This is a genomic window from Nitratireductor sp. PBL-C9, from assembly GCF_050877045.1.
In the GTDB taxonomy this organism is placed as follows: Bacteria; Pseudomonadota; Alphaproteobacteria; order Rhizobiales; family Rhizobiaceae; genus Nitratireductor; species Nitratireductor aquimarinus.
This window is the reverse complement of record NZ_JBPAXW010000001.1, coordinates 258,769-273,861: the sequence shown is the minus strand read 5'-3', so window position 1 is coordinate 273,861 and position 15,093 is coordinate 258,769. Positions and strand designations below refer to the sequence as shown.

Sequence of the window (15,093 nt, the reverse complement as noted above, 5' to 3'; positions counted from 1 at the left end):
GCGGAAATGCGAGCGGGCGAAGAGAGGCTACTCTTCGCCCGCCCGTAGAATTGGCGTCAGGTCTCCTTGCCGCCGGATTCATGCCAGTCCGAGAACAACCAGTGCCCGAGCCAGGTGAAGGCGATGTAGACGCAGACCGACAGGAAGGTCGCGGTCATCAGCGCCGCATACATCTGCTCATATTTGAAGTCGATCTTGGAGTTGATGATCATCTGGCCAAGGCCGCCACGGCCGGCCAGGAAGAACAGCTCCGAGACGATGGCGCTGATGACGGCGAGGCTTGCCGCGATCCGCAGACCGGCGAAGAGCGCCGGCGCTGCAGACGGAAAGCATGCCTTGACCAGCGTCGTGCGCCAGCTCGCGCCCTGCAGGCGGAACAGGTTGATGATGCCGCGGTCAACGCTCTTGAGGCCGAGGAGAAGCGTGATCGGGATGGCGAACATGGTGAACTTGGCCACGATCAGCACCTTCGGCAGCGTGCCGAAGCCAAGCGCCGTCTGGATCAGCGGAATGATGGCGAGCGTCGGGATCGACTGGAACGCGACGATGTTCGGGAACATGGCGCGTTCGAGAATCGTGGCGCGAAACATGATCACGCCGAGCAGGATGCCGACCGGGATCGAGATGCAGAGGCCGGCGAGCGCGATGCCAAGCGTGGTGAGCGAGCGCGTCAGGAGTTCCCAGCGCACGTCCGAAAGGCCGAACGCTTTATCCCAGAGTTCATAGCCCGAGGGCATGAGGAACTGGCGGTGCGGCTCAAGGTTTGCGCGCACCATCGCGTATAAGAGAATGAACATGCCGAACAGGACGAGCGGCGGCACGAGCAGCATGAGGAGGTTTCCAAGCGTCCCGCGCTCTGCCGTGAACGGAACCGGCGAATGTGCAGTGAGATTGGATGAAGGCTGTGTCTGTGTCATCGATCGTCTCAATTCTCGATAGCATTTCGCAGGGATACGGAGACTTCGCTGCAAAGGGTTGCGAACTCGGGCGTGTAGCGAAGCTCCGGATCGCGCGGATAGGCGAAGGGAATGTCGAACACTTCGAGGATCTGTCCCGGGCGGCGCGACATCACGACCACCTTGCTGGACAGATAGACTGCCTCTGAAATCGAGTGTGTGATGAACAGGCCGCTGAAGCCATTGCGCATGAACAGCGACACCAGCTCGTCATTGAGACGCTCGCGGGTGATCTCGTCGAGCGCGCCGAAGGGCTCGTCGAACATGAACACGCTGGGGTTCAGCGCCAGCGAGCGGGCCAGCGATGCGCGCATGCGCATGCCGCCGGAGAGGCGCTTGGGATAATGCTCGGCAAAGCCGTCGAGCCCGACCAGGTTGATCTGCTCCATGGCGATCCTGCGGCGCTCTTCAGGCGAAAAGCCGCGCAGCTCCATCAGAAGCTCCACATTGCCGAGCACCTTGCGCCACGGCAGAAGGGTCGCGTCCTGAAACGTGTAGCCAAGCTGGCTGCGATCCACCTTGACGATGCCCGAGGTCTGGGGGAACAGGCCGGAAGCGATCTTCAGAAGGGTGGACTTTCCGCAGCCCGAAGGGCCGACGATCGAGACGAACTCGCCCTTGCGGATGGTCAGCGAAACATCTTCAAGCGCCTGCGTTCCATCGGGGAACTGCATCGAGATGTTCTCGAAAGAAAGCGCGACATCGTTCCCGGCAATCGGAAGACCGGCGGGAGAACTTGCGTCTCCGGTCCTGCCTCCAGTCCTGTCCGGGGGCTGAGGAACAGCCTGCAATGTCATTATGAGTCCTCCCAGTTGAAATACGGTGCGCCCGCTAGAAGCGGCTCACCGAAAACGGCGATAGGTCGATCTTGGGTGTTTTTCCCGCCATCAGCGCTGCGACGTGCCTGCCTGTCGGTCCTCCCGAGCAGATGCCGACGTGCTGATGACCGAATGCAAAGACGGTGTTGGAGAAGCGTGGCGAACGATCGATAACCGGCAAACTGTCTGGAAGACAAGGCCTGTGGCCCATCCATTTGGATTGTTCGGTCGTATCGAGTTCGGGGAACATCTCCCGTGCGATTTCTGTCAGTTTGTCCGCGCGCGCATAGTTGGGCGCGGCCTTCAGTCCGGCCAGTTCCACGGTGCCCGCAATCCGCAGGCCGCAGTCCATCGGATTGATGAAGACGCTGCGGGTGTTCCACATCACGGTGCGGTTCACACCGATCTGCGGATTGGGGAATGTGACGTGGTAGCCTCTCTGGGTTTCCAGCGGCACTTTCGCGCCCAGTTTGCGCGCCAGCGGCGACGACCATGCGCCGGCCGCCAGGACCAGCCGGTCGACGGGGAGCTGACCCTCAGTGGTTTCCAGCGCAACCGGCCCATCCGGCCCGAGCGTGACGTCCTTGACCTCGGCGGTGACGAATTTGCCGCCATTCTTCTTCACCTGGTCGGCAATGCTATTGACCAGAAGATAGGGGTCGACGGTCGAGCCGTTCTCCGGCGCAAAAATGCCGATGTCGAAGCGTTTGTTGAGGGCCGGCTCGAACTGCCGGATCTCGTCGCCGCCCACTTCGATCATTTCCGCGCCGAGATTGCGGCGCAGATCGAGCGACCATTTCGCCGCCTGAAGCTCCTGGCGGCTCTCATAGATGTAGAGGCAGCCATTCCGGCGGATCAGCTGGTTGAACCCATCGCCGGTGAGGATGTCGCCATAATCGTCGAAGACGGTTTCCATCAGCGAACGCATCGCCGTGGCCACACGAACGCATTCCTCACGCGTGGCGTGGCTGATGAAGCGGGCAAGCCATGGCGCGATCCACGGCAGATAGGACCAGCGAACCGTGAGCGGACCAAGCGGGTCCATCAGCCAGCCGGGAATCTTCTTCATGACGCCGGGCATCGCCACCGGCAGGATGGCGCTGGGCGAAACCGAACCGGCATTGCCGAACGACGTGCCGAGCCCCGGCTCCAGCCGGTCCACCACCGTCACGCCAAAACCCTCGCGCTGCAGGAACGCGGCGCAGCTCACGCCGACAATGCCCGCGCCTATTATGGTTACATGTCCCTTGCTGCCGGTCATGTGTTCATCTCCCCCCGGTCAAATCCAGTCTGTGATGGAAATCATTCGGCAAAGAGGTAGGTCTTGCCGGGAGAGGGGGACCAGTCGGGATCCTTCCAGGCGATCATCTTGCCGGGATTGAGAAGCCCCTTCGGGTCGGCCTGTTTCTTGAAGGCCAGCTGATGCGGGTTGGTCTTCTTCATGCCGCCTTCTTCCAGCGTGATCCGGTGCGGATTGAAGACCGGCAGGCCGAGTTCCAGCTCGAGTATCTGGATGAGTTCCTCAAGCCGCTCATTGCTGGTGTGCCGCACGATCGGGATGCCCACGGGCGAGACAACGCCGTCGAACCGGGTGAATTCGAAATGCAGCAGCAATTCGTCTCCGAACCGGTCTTTCACCTCGGCGAGTTTTTCGAACATCACCGGGCGCGGGATCATCATCTGCAGATAGGTGATGGTCGGATCAACGCGCAGCGCGCGCAGCGTCGTGTGGTTCCACGCAAGCTCGAAAGCCGCCGGCAGCTTCACGCCCTCTTCCAGCTGGTCGTAGCGCAGCCTGAGCGTCGCACCGTCGAAGCCGTCGACAACCTCAACGAGCCGGTCCAGTGTTTCTTTCGAAACGGTCACGGCCACAACGGCCTCGCTCTCCTCCAGATAGGGGCGGTGCCGGCGGAAATAGTTGAATGGAATGGGCGCCTCGAAATTCGAAAGCATGCGCTTGCAGACCGTGTCGTCGTCGCCGATCTCGAGCGCCAGCCTGCAGGAGTTTTCGAATGTGTCGACGCCGATGATCACGTCGACCCAGTCGGTCGCCGGATCGGCAGGCATTTCCACCTCGACGATGACGCCATTGACGCCATAGGCATGAGCGGCCTTGCTGATGTCGCTTGCGCCGACCAGATCAATGATTTGCGGCCTCTCTTCCATGGTGACGAGGCGCAGCCGGCGGATATTGGCCGGATTGCGCAGACCGCCCCAGCGGATCGCACCCACACCGCTGGACCCGCCGGCGATGAAGCCGGCGATGGTTGCCGAGCCCATGGTCGAGGGGAACAGGCGGATTTCCTTGCCGACCGCGCGCAGCGAGCGCTCGATATGCTCGATCACCGTGCCGCCCTGCGCCACGAAATAATCGTCGCCGATCTCGAGGATCTCGTTCATGTGCTTCATGTGCAGAACGACGCCGCCGGAAAGCGGCATGGCCTGACCGTAATTGCCGGTTCCGGCCCCGCGCGTGGTGACGGGAACGTCATGCTTCCAGCAGGCGGCGAGAATTTCGACCACTTCTTCCACGCTGCGCGGCGCAATGACCAGATCGGCCGTCACGTCGTCGAGCTGTTCCTTCAGGATCGGGCTGTACCAGTAAAAGTCACGGCTCTTCTGGCGCACCGTCTGGGGATTGTCGTCGATGTCGAGATGGGCCAGCGCCTCGCGGCACGCTGAAATATCTGCAGTCATGAGTACTCCATCGCGAAAAGATCGCGCAGATTGAAGGGAAGCGGTTGAAGCGGCACGCCACCGCGCAGAACGACGCGGCCGGCCGAAGAGCGGCTCATCAGGTCGAGCCAGTCGCCGGCATCGAGAATGATCAGGTCCGCAGGTGCGCCTGCCGCAACAAGGCCGTGCTGGCCGAAGCCGCAGGCCTTCGCGGCCTCGCGGAACTGGCGGGCCGCCCAGCTGCCGATGTCGGTTTCGAGATGTGCTGTCCGCACCGCAGAGCGGAAAACGTCGACCATGTCGAAGTCGCCGTAGGGATAGAAGGGATCCTGCACATTGTCGGAGGCGAAGTGCACGGATGCGCCGCCCGTAGCCAGTTCGCGCACGGTGGTCATGCCGCGCCGCGACGGCGTTGCGCCATTGGAGCGGTCCTGCAGGAACAGGTTGGAGTGCGGGAGCGAGACGATATGCACGCCGGCCCGCGCCACTTTATCGATGATGCGGTCGCGGTCTGCCGTGGGCATGGAGCTGAGCGAGCAGCAATGTCCGGCCATGACCGGGCTCTTGAAGCCGGTGCGCAGAATGCTGTCGCAGATCAGTTCGAGCGCCATGGCGTCGGGCGCAAGCGTTTCATCGACATGGAAATCGACCGCGAGCCCGGTTTCGCCGGCGCAGGAAAACAGCGCATCAAGGCGCTCCGGCGTTGCCGTTTTCGGCGCAATGAACGCGCCCAGAACGCCGCCGAGACGCCTGATTTGTCGGCAGCGTTCGATGAACTCCGCCTGTTCGACGCGCTCCAGAGCCATCAGCGCGACGGCCTGAAGCGCAATGCGGCCCCGCCAGTCGCTGCGCATTTCGTCAAAAACGCGCCAGGCGTCGCTCTCATCCGGCATGACCGGCGTGTCGAGATGGGTGCGGATCGCGGACGTGCCATGCAGATAAGCGCGTTCAAGCGCCTGACTAATGCGGCTTTTCAGGTCCGTCTGCGACCAGTTGGCGGCATCCGCGCCGGAAAGCTTCACGGCGTCCAGAAGTCCGCCATGGGGAATGCCCGTCCGCCTGACGATATAGGCCTTGTCGAGATGGACGTGGGAATCGACGAATGTGGGCAGAACCATCCGCCCTGCGAGATCCAGTTCAGCCCCGCCATTGTTCTCCGGCGTCAGCGCGCCATCCGCCGTGATGCCGAAATCCATCATGGCAAGGCCGCTGTCATGATCCAGCGCACGGAGCGGAAACCCCTCTGCCAGAGCAGCCGGGACGCGGGCATTGGTGAACCAGCGGCTCTTTTGTGTCTCGCAGGCGCGGATGTTCATACGCGCGGCGCTCCGAAGGGGATCGCATAGCGCGCCACCTCTTCGAGAAGCCGGGCGTAACGTGTGGCTGCATGCTCGACGAGCGCCTTGCCCGTTTCCGGCGTCGCCAGCGCGGCATTGCCAGCGGCTCCATCGGTGTTGAGATCCTTCATGGTCCAGCCCGTGGAAACGGGGCCGAGCAGGCGCAGAACATCATTCGACTGGGCGACCGCACGGGAGGCCGGTACGAAGTTCTTCGCCTTTTCCATGGAAACCAGATCGGGACGCAGATGCAGCATGGCGGCAGTCTCCACCAGTCCGCCGTGAATGCCGTCGCGCAACTCCTCCTCGGGGATCAGGCCGGGCGGATAGCCCATGCTCATCCAGCCGGCGGCGACGCAGAACATCTCTTCTTCAAGGCGCAGGGCGCGCGCTGCGATCTGCAGCACCGGCACATTGCCCCCATGCGCATTGAGGAAGACAAGCCGGCGAATGCCCGAACGCGCGACGCTTCTGCCGATCTGCATGAGCACGGCCTGAAGCGTCGCTGCGTCGAGGGTCAGAACGCCGGGAAAGCCCGTGTGTTCATCGGATTTGGCGACGGCGACCGGCGGCAGAACCAGCACCTGCGCGTCCTCCACACGCTTCGCCGCTTCCAGTGCAATCCCCTCTGCAAGCGTGGTGTCGGTGCTCAGCGGCAGGTGGGGACCATGCTGCTCAATGGCGCCCACAGGCAACAATGCGACAGTCGCATCATCGACCAGTGTTTTCAGGTCGTCAGCAGAAAGCTCGCTCCAGAGACGAAAGGCCATCAATTCACCGATTATCGAACATTAGTTCGCTTAGCGTCGCAAGAAAGCAGTCGGACGTCAAGCAGGTTTGTGCGATCCCGGGCCGCTGAAAGCGCGAAATTGAAAGGTTCGGCATTTGGAATTGACAGAGAAGCGGTCAGCTGTCGTTATAATAATTGATCAAAAGTTCGATTATCGAATAAAATATGAGAGCGGGAATGATTGCAGTTCGACAGCTGAACAGCGCCAGTTTTGCACCCTATGGCCATGTTGCCTGCGCGGGGCAGGGGATAACCAAGTCGATCCGGGCCGATACGGTGCTTTTGACGAAGACTCCTTCTGTCTTCCAGCATGATGCCGAGGCGGTCGATCTCGCTCTGGATTTCTATGATGTGCAGCCTGAGGGCGATGTCGTGCGCATCAACCAGGCCGAGCGCCATGAGCACAGTTCGCAGATGTTCGTGCCCATGTCCGTCACCCGCTACCTCGTGATCGTGTGGGAAGCCCATCCTCATGAAAGCGCCGCCCATGGCTTCATCGGCGGGCCGAAGGATGTGGTTATCTACAATCCCGGCGTCTGGCATCACGGCATCATCGCCCTTGATGGGCCGGGGCATTTCGCTTCCACCATGTGGCGCACGCGCGGCGGCACGGACGTGGAATTCCTGCCGCTTGAAACGGCGCTCGAAACCCGACTGCAAGAGGCCGTCTCTTGAGCGCTCTGGGCATCGATATCGGAGCCTCGACCGTCGACCTCGCGCTGTCGGCGAACGGCGTCCTGCGCACCGGAAAGATGACGCGGGGCGCGGGAGCGGTGGCCGAAGAGATCGCGGCTGCGATCCGGCATTTTTCACAGCAATGGGCGTTTGAACCCACGGCGCTTGAAGAGATCCGCCTGGGCTCAACAGGCGCGGTGAACATGCTTCTTGGAAAGCAGGTCGCCCGGGTTGGTCTGATCACCACCAGCGGCTTTGCGGACACGCTGGCGCTTGCCCGGCAAAACCGTTCCGAGCTTTACGACCCGGTCGCGCGCTCGCCATCCCCCACATTTCTGGTGATGCCGGACGGCATCCACGAGGTGGAAGGCCGGCTCGACAGGAACGGCGCCGAAATCGCCCCCCTGTCGGTCGATCAGATCCGTTCGGCGGGAGCAGCACTTCGCGATCAGGGCGTGGAAGCCATTGCGGTCTGCTTTCTGTTCTCCTTCGTCAATCCGGCGCATGAGCGCCTCTGCGCCGAAATTCTTTCAGAAGTCGCGCCCGGCATTCCCGTCATCCTGTCGCACACGGTCGACGGCAATGCCCGCGAATATGAACGCACGGTCTCGGCCTGTCTGGAAGCCGCCCTTTGCCCGGCGCAGCAGGTAAATGTGGACCGCATCGCAGACGAACTTGAAGGGCTCGGCTTCTCGGGCCGCCTCTCCTTTGCGGATTCGCGTGGTCATCTCGTAACGCCAAAGCTGGCTCGCACTGCGGCTGGCCGGCAGTTGATGGGCGGTCCTGCGGCCTCTGCGCTTTTCTCCGCTTCACTCGCAGAAATGGCAGGTTCCCGGCAGGCGCTTGCGCTCGACATGGGGTCGACCAGCACGGACATTGTGCTGCTGGAAAATGGCGCACCGGCGCAGACACATTACAGCGTCATCGCCGGCGTGCCCGTACGCAATCCCATGGCCGACATTCAAAGCGTCGCTCTAGGCGGCGGCGCGCGGGCACAGTGGGCGGGCGCTGCCGGCATCCGCTTTTCAGGCGATGCCAATACCAATGCGCCCACACTCACCGACGCACTTGTTTCGCTGGGGCAATTGCCCGCCGCACTCGCGCCGGATGCGGGCAACCGCATTGCCCGGCTTGCTGAAGAGGCGTCAATCGGGTGCGACGAACTCGCCGCGATGATCCGGGACGCGGCGCTCGACAGCGTCGTGGCCGCCCTTGTTCGTTACGCGGTCGACCGAAATGTCGACCCGGCAGCCGTGCCGCTGATTGTCGGCGGCGGCCTTGGCGGTGTCATGGCGCATGCGCTGGGCGAGCGGCTTGGCGTCAACCGCATCATTGTTGATGAACTCGCCGCAGTGTCGGGCGCTGCCGGTCTTCTCCTGGCCCGGCATATAAGCGAAGCGTCGGAAACGCTGAACGTGCCCCTCAATGGACTGACCGACGATCGCCTCCGACAGGCGCTCGACACACTCCGTGCAGAGGCGCCAGCCGCCAGCGAGGGCGTTGTTCAGATCACGATAGCGCCGAACGCCTTCATGCACCCCGTCACGCTACCCCTTGATGAGGGGCAGCCGACGGTGGAGACCATTCGCGAAGCCTTCACTGCCTATCACACCGAGCGATTTGGCAATCCGTCGCGCGAGGCGGGGTTCGTGTTCAGGATCGGGCGTTTCCTTCTTGAAGAACAGAAGGCGCTGGAAAAGATGCTCGCCGGGGGCGAGGCCATGGGCCTTCAGCCTGCCCCGGGGTGGGAGCGCGTCATCGAAGGCGGGCTGGTGTCTTTTGTCAGGCGCAATTCAGCCGCCGTGGCGCTGCGTCCCGAGACATTGCAGATGCGCCTGAATGCCATCACCCAGACCATGCAGGAAATGCTCTTCCGCACGGCGGTCTCGCCCGTGGTGCGTGAAGGAAACGATGCAGCCGCAGCACTTTTGACCCCCACCGGAGAGCTTCTGGCGCTTTCCGACGCCATTCCGCTTCTTCTCGGGGCGCTTGATGGCTCCGTGCGTTCAATGCTCGAGCATTTCCCGGTCGAGACGATGCGCGAGGGCGATCTCTATCTCATGAACGACCCCTTCCTCGGCGGGACGCATCTGCCCGACCTGACGGTGATGCGGCCGGTCTTCGCAGAAGGAAAGGTGATCGCGCTCGCGGCGAGCATTCTTCATCATCAGGATATTGGCGGCATGCGGGCAGGCTCCGTGCCGCCGGATGCGGTGGACATTTTCCAGGAGGGCCTGCGCCTGCCGCCGCTTAAGATGGGCGCCGGCGACCGGATCGACCCTCTCGTGGTCAATCTCATCAGCGCCAATTCACGCGCGGCCGATACGGTGCTTGGCGACCTCTCCTCGCAGATCGGCGCGGCGGTGAAAGCCGCCTCACTTCTCGGCAGCCTGGCTGAAGAGATAGGGATGGATGCCTTCGCCACAGGCATCGTGACCTGTCTGGAGCGGGGTGAAGCGCTCGCGCGCGACACGATTTTCACCATGGCACCGGGGCCACATGTGGCGAGTGGACAGCTCGATCCTGCGCCGGGCCTGCCGGAAGTGCGGATCGCGCTCAGCCTCGATTGCAGCGATGGCCGTTTCCGCGCAGATTTCACCGGCACGAGCGGGCAGGTGGCTGCACCCATCAATTGCGTGCGCTCAGGCCCGTTCGCGGCTGCATTCTACAGCCTGCTCAGCGCGATGGGCGATACGGTGTTCCGCAATGGCGGCGTGGTGCGGACCATGGAACTGGTCCTGCCGGAAAACTGCGCGATCAATGCCTCGCCGCCGGCAGCCGTCAATGCGCGCATGGGCATTGTGCGCAGCACCACATCGACGCTTCTGCAAGGGCTCGCCCGGGCTTTGCCGGAGACCATGCCGGCAGCCAATTCGGGCATGTCCTTTGTGCTGGCCTTTTCGGGCGCGGGCGCAGATGGAAAGCGCTTCATCGCCACGGAGATCATCGCCGGCGGTGCCGGCGGCGGCCCGCAGAGCGATGGCGTTTCGGGCATATCCACCGATGTCGGCAACGCGATGAACATGCCGGGCGAAGCGCTGGAATCGCAGATCCCCGTGCGTCTGGTAAGCGCCTCTATTCGCCGTGGCTCCGGCGGGGCGGGGCGCTATCGCGGCGGTGATGGCATCCAGCGCCGATATCTCGCCCTGCAGGACGGCATCAATGTTTCGCTGCGCGGCGACCGGTTCAGACATGTTCCCGATGGACTTCTGGGTGGCGGTGCGCCGCAGCCTGCCGCCGCCCGCGTCGTGCGGGCCGATGGAACGGTGGAGGAACTGGGCAGCCGTTCAGCCCCGGTTCTTCGCCGCGGGGATCAACTGGTCGTTGAAAGCTGTGGCGGAGCCGGGTATGGCGTGCAGGAAGGATAGGCGCTGCTGATCGAAGCGCCTGCCCGCAGGGCGGCATACTGTTTGAATTTCGGATACGATAAGATCGCGGATAAGCGCCGCTGGGGCGCTGGAGGCCAGCTTAGTCATGATACTGCATCACCTGCTCGACAAGGACGACAAGGAAGTATCCCTGACGTTCGGCAAGGGCCTGTCCGTTATCATGGCTTTCGAGGGGCGCAACAGCGAACTCACCATTTCGGAAATCGCCGAGAAGGTGGAGCTGAACCGCGCGGTGACACGGCGTCTCGTGCGCACGCTGGAGCAGCTCGGTTTCGTGGCCCATGATCGCGGGCGCTATCAGCTAACGCCGCGCGTGCTGCGGCTGACGCGCGGGTTCCTCGAAACCCGCAGCATTCCGCAGGTGGTGCAGCCGGTTCTGCGCAACGTCTCTCACGAGATCGGAGAATCGGTATCCTTCGCCATGCTGGATGGCGACGAGGCCGTGTATGTCGCCCATGCTTTCGTGCCGAGCCGCTTCACGCTCAACATGGTAACTGTCGGCAGCCGCGTGCCGCTGACGCCGACTGCCGCCGGCCGCGTCATCCTCGCATTCCTCGACAGGGAAGAGCGCGAAGCGATCCTCGATCGCCTCAGCCTGTCTGCCTATACGGAAAAAACGCTGGTCGAGCGCCGGGAGTTCACCGACCTTTTGAACTCCATCCGGTTCAGCGGCTTCTCGTTCAGTGAATCGGAATATGTGGAAGGCGTCAGCTCGCTCGCCCTTCCGGTCTTTGACCGCGACAAGCGTGTCGTGGGCGCGGTGTCGATCATCTTCCCGCAGGGCCAGTATGACGAAAACGACCTTCACGACCGGTTGATCGAAAAACTGCTGCGCTGCACGAACGACATCGGTGCGGTGTTCTAGAACGAACGCAATCCGGCTTCAGTCCATCCAGACATCCGTGCGCAGCCGGAACCGGTTGGGATCGTAGATCGCATGGGTGATCTCAACGAGCCTGCCATCTTCGGCGTAGAGCTCCGCATCGAGCGCAATCACTGGCATGCCTGCTTCCAGCCCGATGGAGGCGGCGGCCTGCGACGGGCAGGCAAGCGCCGTCACGGACTGGCGCAGCCGCGTGATCTGCAGATCAAAGAGACCTTCGATGAGCTCGAAGACCGAGCCGCCCACCCGGTCGAGAACCGGGTCGATCCCCGCAAACGCGCCATCGACAAACATGACCAGCCAGCTGACCGGCTTTTCGGACTGGCCGAGAAAACGTTCCGCCGTGATCTCCAGCCAGAAGCCGGTGGAGCTTTGATGCTTACCCAGAAACGGGCTTTCGCCATCGGCCACGTGACGCGTCTTGAGCACCTGAAGCCGCGAACTCTTCGTCAGGCTGAGCAGTTCCGGGAAACCGCTGGTCGCCATGCGCAGGCTCTTTTGCGGCTGGTTGGAGACGACAATTGTTCCAAGCCGGCGGCGTCTTTCGACCAGCCCTTCGCTCTCCAGTTCGGCCATGGCGCGGCGAAGCGTGGTGCGGCTCACATTGTAGTCGGCAGCAAGATCGACCTCCGGCGGCAGCCTTTCGCCCAGTTTCAGCGCGCCGGATGTGATGCGGTCGCGCAGCGTCTGGGTGAGTTGGGCGTGGCGGGGAAGAGGTGCATTCATCGATCAGATACTGCTCGGCAACCAGAGGACAATTTGCGGAAAGACTGCAAGTAGAATGGCAAAACCCAGCATGATTAGGAAGAAGGGAAACACCGCTCTGAAGAGAAACGACATCGGAAGACCGGTGCGCGACTGAATAACAAACAGATTGAAGCCGACCGGTGGCGTGATTTGCGAAATTTCGACGGCGATCACGATGAAAATGCCGAACCAGACCGGATCGAAACCGGCTGCGACCACCAGCGGCAGGGTGATCGGCAGGGTCATCACGATGATCGACGTGCCGTCGAGGAACATGCCGATCAGCACATAAAACGCCAGCAGGAAAACGATCAGCATCATCGGCGAAAGCTCAAGCAGTGCAATCTGCCCTGCAATCGCCTTCGGGAGCCCCAGAAAGCCGAGCGCTGCGTTCAACAGGGCCGCGCCGGCAAGGATCAGCCCCATCATGGCGCTGGTCGCTACGGCGCTGCGTCCGGCCATCGCCAGCCCCTTGAAGGTCAGGCCGCCGCGTACCCAGGAAAGGATCAGCGCGCCCAGAACACCGGTCGCGGCAAGTTCGGTCGGGCTCGCCAGCCCGAAATAGAGCGCGCCCATGATGCCGCCGATAAGCGCGACCATCGGGCCGATTTCACGCAGGCCGCGCCATCGGTCGGCCCAGCTGTAGCGCGCGCGCTCTTCCTGCCGCCCTGAAACCGTGTGCGCCACGGCAATGTAGGACACAAAGATCGTCGCCAGAAGAATGCCGGGAACAATGCCTGCGATGAACAGTTCGAGAATGCTCTGCTGCGCGGCCACGCCATAGATGATCATGATGATCGAGGGCGGGATCAGGAAGCCGAGCGTGCCGGAGCCGGCCAGAGAACCGACGGAAAGCCGCCGGTCATAGCCGCGCGCTTCAAGTTCCGGCAGCGTGACGCGCCCGACAATGGCCGTCGTCGCCGCCGATGAGCCGGAAACGGCGGCAAACAGGGTCGATCCGGCGACATTCACATGCAGCAGCCCGCCGGGCAGGCGGGTCACCCATGGTGCGAGGCCGGAAAACAGCGACTGGCCGAGCCGCGCCGTCACCAGAATATCGCTCATCAGAATGAAGAGCGGCAGCGCCAGCAGTTCCTGTGCGGTGAGCGACGACCAAAGGAGTTTGCCCGTATAGGCAATGAGCGGCAGGTTGGGCTTGAAGACGGCAAGCAGCGTGAACGCCACGCCAAAGAGCGAAAGCCCGACCCAGACCGAGCCCAGCAGAAACGCTGCAAACAGCAGAAGCGTGAGGAGCCCGATCTCAAGCATCGGCTTCCTCCTTGGCAAGCGGCTGTTCGGCCGGCAGGTCGAGCCATAATCGGATCGTGCGGGCGCACAGGTCCAGAACGAGCTGCGCTGCACCCAGAACGGCGAGTGCCTGCGGATAGATGAGCGGCGTGTTCGTGTAGCTCGACTGGCGCAGGCCGCGCGCCCATGAATTGGCGAAGAGAGACCAGAAGGAAATCAACACAAGCAGCGCCAGCGCGATACCGACAACCGTCGCCGCAATGTTGAGCCAACGCTGTCCCTGCGGTCCGAGAAAGCCTTGCGCAAGTGTGACACGCACATGGCTGCCGCGCCGCAGCGCCGGGCCGGCGCCGAGCAGGAAGACCCCGGCCATCGCAAAGCTCGAAAACTCCCACGACACCGCCAGGCTGGTGGCGAGAAAGCCACGGCTGAAGACTTCCGCCAGCATCAGGAGGCAAAAGCTGTATAGCAGGATGCTGGCCAGCGTTTCAGCCAGCCACGACGTCGTGTCGGAGAATTTCAGAAAGCCGTGCAACATTGGGCCCCCGGAAGCGGGCGTCCCGATGAAGGACGCCCGGAATTGGCTACTTGCCGGCTGCCTTGGTGTAGGCTTCGATCACCGGGCCGGCCTCGGGCACGCGCTCGATGAACTCATCCCACATGGTGCGGCCGCTCTCGCCCATCAACGTCATGAGGCTCTCGTCCGGCTGAACGATGGTCATGCCGTTTTCGGCCAGAGTGTTGCCTTTGGTTTCGTCTTCGGCTTCCGAGAGCGCCCAGAACTCATCCTGCATCTTTGCAGCCAGTTCCTCGATCTTGGTCTGCTCTTCGGGCGAAAGCGCGTTCCAGGTATCGAGATTGACGGTTACGGCGTCCGAAGAGGTGGACCACTGCATGGGGCTGAAAAAGGCGGTGAGATCCCACAATTTGCCATCGACGCCCGAGGAGGTGGAGGTCGCTACACCGTCGATGGTGCCGGCGGCCAGAGCGGGAGCGACATCGCCCCAGGGCATTTCCAGCGGTGCTGCGCCAAGCAGCGTCAGGAACTGGAAGCTGGCCGGGTTGAACGCGCGAATGCGCACGCCTTCCATGTCGGCGGAGGAGCTGATCTTCTCACGCGAGTAGACGCCCGGCGAAGGCCACGGAACATAGTAGAGGATCTTCTGATTGTGGCGCTCGGCGATCTCGTCATAGAGCGGCGATGCGGCTTCGAGGAAGAGTTTCATCTCATCCTGTCCGCGGATCAGGAAGGGAAGGGTGTCCATCGCCAGAACCGGCTCTTCGCCAGCCTGAAGGAAGAGAAGGACGCTGCCCATCTGCACAATGCCATTTTCCACGGCTGCCAGAGATTCCGAGGCGGAAACGCCAATCTCGCTGCCCTTGTGCACGGTGATCTCGACGGACCCGCCAGTGGCTTCCTTCACGGCTTCAGCGAACCTGTTTGCCGCAACGTTCTGGAAGTTCGTCTCGGGCCACGGCGTCGAGAAGTCCAGCTTGGTCTGGGCCATTGCCGAACCGCTCACGAGAGCAAGCGCTGCGCCTGCCGCCAGTGCCTTGAGTGAATATGCGATCAT

At 62.5% G+C, this 15,093-nt stretch carries 13 protein-coding genes; 3 read left to right on the top strand and 10 right to left on the bottom strand.

Going from position 1 to position 15,093, the window contains the following annotated elements:
* Positions 1–56: 56 nt before the first annotated feature.
* Genes ACRTG1_RS01315 through ACRTG1_RS01290 form a run of 6 tightly spaced genes read right to left on the bottom strand, consistent with a single transcriptional unit; the run spans position 57 to position 6,557 of the window.
* Positions 57–917, bottom strand: coding sequence for an ABC transporter permease (locus tag ACRTG1_RS01315; RefSeq protein WP_206544902.1), 861 nt, complete (start codon positions 915–917; stop codon positions 57–59).
* A gap of 8 nt (positions 918–925) precedes the next feature.
* Entirely contained in the window at positions 926–1,753 is an 828-nt protein-coding gene (locus tag ACRTG1_RS01310; RefSeq protein ID WP_432515599.1) for an ABC transporter ATP-binding protein, read from the bottom strand.
* Between the two features lie 34 nt (positions 1,754–1,787).
* The gene (locus tag ACRTG1_RS01305; RefSeq protein ID WP_113156843.1) at positions 1,788–3,035 is read right to left on the bottom strand and encodes an NAD(P)/FAD-dependent oxidoreductase; all 1,248 of its coding nucleotides are present in this window, start codon (positions 3,033–3,035) and stop codon (positions 1,788–1,790) included.
* Between the two features lie 41 nt (positions 3,036–3,076).
* Entirely contained in the window at positions 3,077–4,471 is a 1,395-nt protein-coding gene (locus tag ACRTG1_RS01300) for an FAD-binding oxidoreductase (protein WP_432515598.1), read from the bottom strand.
* The gene (locus ACRTG1_RS01295) at positions 4,468–5,766 is read right to left on the bottom strand and encodes a cytosine deaminase (protein WP_432515597.1); all 1,299 of its coding nucleotides are present in this window, start codon (positions 5,764–5,766) and stop codon (positions 4,468–4,470) included. Before ACRTG1_RS01295 ends, ACRTG1_RS01300 begins: the two co-directional genes overlap by 4 nt.
* Entirely contained in the window at positions 5,763–6,557 is a 795-nt protein-coding gene (locus tag ACRTG1_RS01290) for a creatininase family protein (protein WP_432515596.1), read from the bottom strand. The genes ACRTG1_RS01295 and ACRTG1_RS01290 overlap by 4 nt, the downstream gene beginning before the upstream one ends.
* 197 nt (positions 6,558–6,754) lie before the next feature.
* On the opposite strand from ACRTG1_RS01290, the gene ACRTG1_RS01285 reads away from it, so the two are divergent.
* From ACRTG1_RS01285 to ACRTG1_RS01275, 3 genes are all read left to right on the top strand, one after another.
* Positions 6,755–7,252 carry an ureidoglycolate lyase gene (locus tag ACRTG1_RS01285; protein ID WP_432515595.1) on the top strand — a complete coding sequence of 166 codons (498 nt, stop codon included), beginning with the start codon at positions 6,755–6,757 and terminating at the stop codon, positions 7,250–7,252.
* On the top strand, positions 7,249–10,620 hold the full coding sequence (locus ACRTG1_RS01280) for a hydantoinase B/oxoprolinase family protein (RefSeq protein WP_432515594.1): 3,372 nt from the start codon (positions 7,249–7,251) through the stop codon (positions 10,618–10,620). The genes ACRTG1_RS01285 and ACRTG1_RS01280 overlap by 4 nt, the downstream gene beginning before the upstream one ends.
* A 106-nt stretch (positions 10,621–10,726) precedes the next feature.
* Positions 10,727–11,506, top strand: a complete 780-nt coding sequence (locus tag ACRTG1_RS01275) for an IclR family transcriptional regulator (protein ID WP_113156849.1) — start codon at positions 10,727–10,729, stop codon at positions 11,504–11,506.
* An 18-nt stretch (positions 11,507–11,524) separates the two neighbouring features.
* Here ACRTG1_RS01275 and ACRTG1_RS01270 read toward each other — a convergent pair whose 3' ends face one another.
* The 4 genes from ACRTG1_RS01270 to ACRTG1_RS01255 are packed head-to-tail and all read right to left on the bottom strand — an operon-like array spanning position 11,525 to position 15,093.
* On the bottom strand, positions 11,525–12,250 hold the full coding sequence (locus tag ACRTG1_RS01270; protein ID WP_113156850.1) for a GntR family transcriptional regulator: 726 nt from the start codon (positions 12,248–12,250) through the stop codon (positions 11,525–11,527).
* Positions 12,251–12,253: 3 nt separating this feature from the next.
* Positions 12,254–13,540 carry a TRAP transporter large permease gene (locus ACRTG1_RS01265; protein WP_113156851.1) on the bottom strand — a complete coding sequence of 429 codons (1,287 nt, stop codon included), beginning with the start codon at positions 13,538–13,540 and terminating at the stop codon, positions 12,254–12,256.
* Positions 13,533–14,057, bottom strand: coding sequence for a TRAP transporter small permease subunit (locus ACRTG1_RS01260; RefSeq protein ID WP_432515593.1), 525 nt, complete (start codon positions 14,055–14,057; stop codon positions 13,533–13,535). The genes ACRTG1_RS01265 and ACRTG1_RS01260 overlap by 8 nt, the downstream gene beginning before the upstream one ends.
* Positions 14,058–14,103: 46 nt before the next feature.
* Positions 14,104–15,093 carry a TRAP transporter substrate-binding protein gene (locus ACRTG1_RS01255; protein WP_432515592.1) on the bottom strand — a complete coding sequence of 330 codons (990 nt, stop codon included), beginning with the start codon at positions 15,091–15,093 and terminating at the stop codon, positions 14,104–14,106.

Excerpts from the sequence above, each read along its gene's own strand:
- ACRTG1_RS01315 (WP_206544902.1), bottom strand. The coding sequence starts at position 917 with ATGACACAGACACAGCCTTCATCCAATCTCACTGCACATTCGCCGGTT.
- ACRTG1_RS01310 (WP_432515599.1), bottom strand. The coding sequence starts at position 1,753 with ATGACATTGCAGGCTGTTCCTCAGCCCCCGGACAGGACTGGAGGCAGG.
- ACRTG1_RS01305 (WP_113156843.1), bottom strand. The coding sequence starts at position 3,035 with ATGACCGGCAGCAAGGGACATGTAACCATAATAGGCGCGGGCATTGTC.
- ACRTG1_RS01300 (WP_432515598.1), bottom strand. The coding sequence starts at position 4,471 with ATGACTGCAGATATTTCAGCGTGCCGCGAGGCGCTGGCCCATCTCGAC.
- ACRTG1_RS01295 (WP_432515597.1), bottom strand. The coding sequence starts at position 5,766 with ATGAACATCCGCGCCTGCGAGACACAAAAGAGCCGCTGGTTCACCAAT.
- ACRTG1_RS01290 (WP_432515596.1), bottom strand. The coding sequence starts at position 6,557 with ATGGCCTTTCGTCTCTGGAGCGAGCTTTCTGCTGACGACCTGAAAACA.
- ACRTG1_RS01285 (WP_432515595.1), top strand. The coding sequence starts at position 6,755 with ATGATTGCAGTTCGACAGCTGAACAGCGCCAGTTTTGCACCCTATGGC.
- ACRTG1_RS01275 (WP_113156849.1), top strand. The coding sequence starts at position 10,727 with ATGATACTGCATCACCTGCTCGACAAGGACGACAAGGAAGTATCCCTG.
- ACRTG1_RS01270 (WP_113156850.1), bottom strand. The coding sequence starts at position 12,250 with ATGAATGCACCTCTTCCCCGCCACGCCCAACTCACCCAGACGCTGCGC.
- ACRTG1_RS01265 (WP_113156851.1), bottom strand. The coding sequence starts at position 13,540 with ATGCTTGAGATCGGGCTCCTCACGCTTCTGCTGTTTGCAGCGTTTCTG.
- ACRTG1_RS01260 (WP_432515593.1), bottom strand. The coding sequence starts at position 14,057 with ATGTTGCACGGCTTTCTGAAATTCTCCGACACGACGTCGTGGCTGGCT.
- ACRTG1_RS01255 (WP_432515592.1), bottom strand. The coding sequence starts at position 15,093 with ATGATCGCATATTCACTCAAGGCACTGGCGGCAGGCGCAGCGCTTGCT.